At 35.1% G+C, this 2,452-nt stretch carries 3 protein-coding genes and 1 pseudogene; all 4 read left to right on the top strand.

Annotated features, from left to right (window positions below; translation table 11 throughout):
• Positions 1–372, top strand: a pseudogene (locus H5232_RS22925) (hypothetical protein); the annotation flags it as partial.
• 362 nt (positions 373–734) lie between these two features.
• Positions 735–1,193, top strand: coding sequence for a hypothetical protein (locus tag H5232_RS22930; RefSeq protein ID WP_182762842.1), 459 nt, complete (start codon positions 735–737; stop codon positions 1,191–1,193).
• Between the two features lie 29 nt (positions 1,194–1,222).
• Positions 1,223–1,384 (top strand): hypothetical protein, encoded by a 162-nt coding sequence (locus tag H5232_RS22935; protein ID WP_182795027.1) that lies wholly within the window; start codon positions 1,223–1,225, stop codon positions 1,382–1,384.
• Positions 1,377–2,444 carry a hypothetical protein gene (locus H5232_RS22940; RefSeq protein ID WP_182762766.1) on the top strand — a complete coding sequence of 356 codons (1,068 nt, stop codon included), beginning with the start codon at positions 1,377–1,379 and terminating at the stop codon, positions 2,442–2,444. Before H5232_RS22935 ends, H5232_RS22940 begins: the two co-directional genes overlap by 8 nt.
• The last annotated feature ends 8 nt before the right edge of the window (positions 2,445–2,452 follow it).

Here is a 2,452-nt window from a genome sequence, read left to right on the forward strand (position 1 = left end):
AGAAAACCGTTTTATTTACCTTACGAAGACATTGTTTGTTTTGGTGCAAATGAGCGCAATGTAGGCTCAGCCCGTGGTGGTTCACGCGTGTTTGTGTCTCTCATGGTGCCATTAAAGTACCCTAAGCATTATAGACTCACTAAACCGACATTTTACGTAGGTGGTTTTAATCGTGAGTGGGATTCGCTGCAATATGCAACAGCCATGACCTTTATGGATACATCAATCCCGCTTGGTACACACTTATATCAATCAATAGAGCACTACTTCAAAATAGATAAAGATATAACAGAAAAACACGGATTTCCTGAGGAGTTAAAACCCTATTTAGACCCAGCAGATTGCCAAGTTAACCGTCAGGAAGTGTGGTAATTAAAAGCTAAATCGCTCTTTAAAAATTTAAAAAATTGAACCTAAAGTGATGCATTTAATTGTTTTAGGTTTAGTTTGCAGCTTATGTAGATAGCGGTATTGTTATTTTTCCTGATAAAGCATCAGGTGACGCCGCTTTTCTAGCTGTAATTTGCCGACCCAAATACCACGAGAAACCCTTGGTGAAGTGGTGAGTATTTTATACCTGATTACAGGCAACGCTTGATCTCTGAACCTGAAAGAAAAGAAACGTTAAATCGGAATACAAAGCCAAACGGTTATTTATGCAACTAACCTGCGGTATGCCGTAAATACCCTATTTTAATATTATTAAGAGGGAAATCATGAACAAGGACGAAAAAATGAACGCAACAATCAAAAGTATCCCAAGCAAATTCACGGTTGTAAACTTTACGGCTAATTATAAGACACACTTCAACGCCAGTTTGAATGTGGCTATATGGACTGTCATAGCAGCTGCTTTTGCATTATTGACACTATCTGCAATTTTTACGTCACTAACAGGGCCTGATTATCTCTATATTCAAGGAGATATGTCGTTGACTCAATTTTGGCAACTATACTCAGGCCCAATTGCGACGGTTGGCTTTTTATTGACTTATGGTTGCACACAGTTAGTTACTATCAATAAGTCGTATTGGAAAGTGTACTTTATGAATAATGTTGAGGTGATTTATAAAGGAGAAAAACTAGACTTAAATTGTTATGAACTAAGGATGTACGATAAGGGTAAGTTTATTATTGCTAAAAATAACCAGCAAATTGATGACTTTATTTTTCAGCTTAACAACGTTAGTTAATTTAGGTCTATGCTATCCCAGCTTTATCTATGTGGCCGAAACATTTCGAAGTTGATTGGAAAGTAAAAGTACAGTACCGCCTAGATAAAAATGTGACCTTGCCCTATGTGGATATTGATGAGCGTAATAACTGGGATAAAGGTGAGCAACCAGATAAAGCATGGATAATAAAGGAAATAGAATATGCATGAGCAGTATGCTGAAACCGCTTATAGAGGTAAGCAATATGCAAAATTTAGAGATGAAATAGCGACTGATGAGCGTGACTCTATGTATTGCCGTTATCAAAGTAAGCAAGCAATATACCCAAGAGGAAATGTTTTTGGACACTGTTTTGACAGTTCTCAAAACTCCGATTATAAATATAATTTATCAGGAAAAGCTGAACATTATAGAAATGTTCTTGGTAGTGATCCGCATATTTTAAGTCTATCTACATTAGGAAAAAAAGTAATTGACGTACTATTATTTTTTTGGTTTTGTGCGCATTTAACTCTTCTACTTTTTATATTTTGTTTACCTCTTTTTTTATTTCTATTTGGAGATCCAGAAGAGGCAAAAGATGTATTAATTGTACTTTTATTTATATGGGGAGGATCTAAATTATTTAACTTAACTATCTGGACGTTAATAAGAAAAATAGTTATGCATTCAAGAATGAATTTTGAGAGAACTACGGGCCTTGTCTGGCTATCTCAAAATGACAGTACCGAAGTAATTAATAAACTTCCATTTGAAGAGTTTAATGCTCACTATAAAGTCCAGAACAACCCTCAAAGCGGCTTTCCATTTAGGGGATTTACACTATTACATTTTAAAAAAGACGTTTTTTATGCGTGGACAGGTGCTAATTTAATTAGCTCTGCATTTGTACATTGGGAATTATTACAAAACTTTATGGATGTTACTCAACCTTTAGCTGATATTCCGCAATTTGAATATTACCGTGAGTTTGATAAAACCACCGCTGAATTTGATAAAGCGAATGGCCGCCCTAAGTACTTTTGGTATCGGGTTGATAAGTCATTTTTAAAAGAAATGTCTAAAGCGGATGATGAACTTAGAAAAGAATTTAATGATGAAGAACAGCTCAATAACTTATTGACGGGTAAACCTATCAGAAAGCTAACACCGCCGGATATATTTAAATTCCCATGGAAATATGCGGATAATATAAAAGCTGAAAGCGAGATTAAATTTGGCAAAACGTTGTGGCAAAAATTCACTTCATTTTTAATGATTGATTTGTAGTTAAACAA

Source organism: Pseudoalteromonas sp. SG41-5, assembly GCF_014164495.1.
GTDB lineage: Bacteria > Pseudomonadota > Gammaproteobacteria > Enterobacterales > Alteromonadaceae > Pseudoalteromonas > Pseudoalteromonas rhizosphaerae.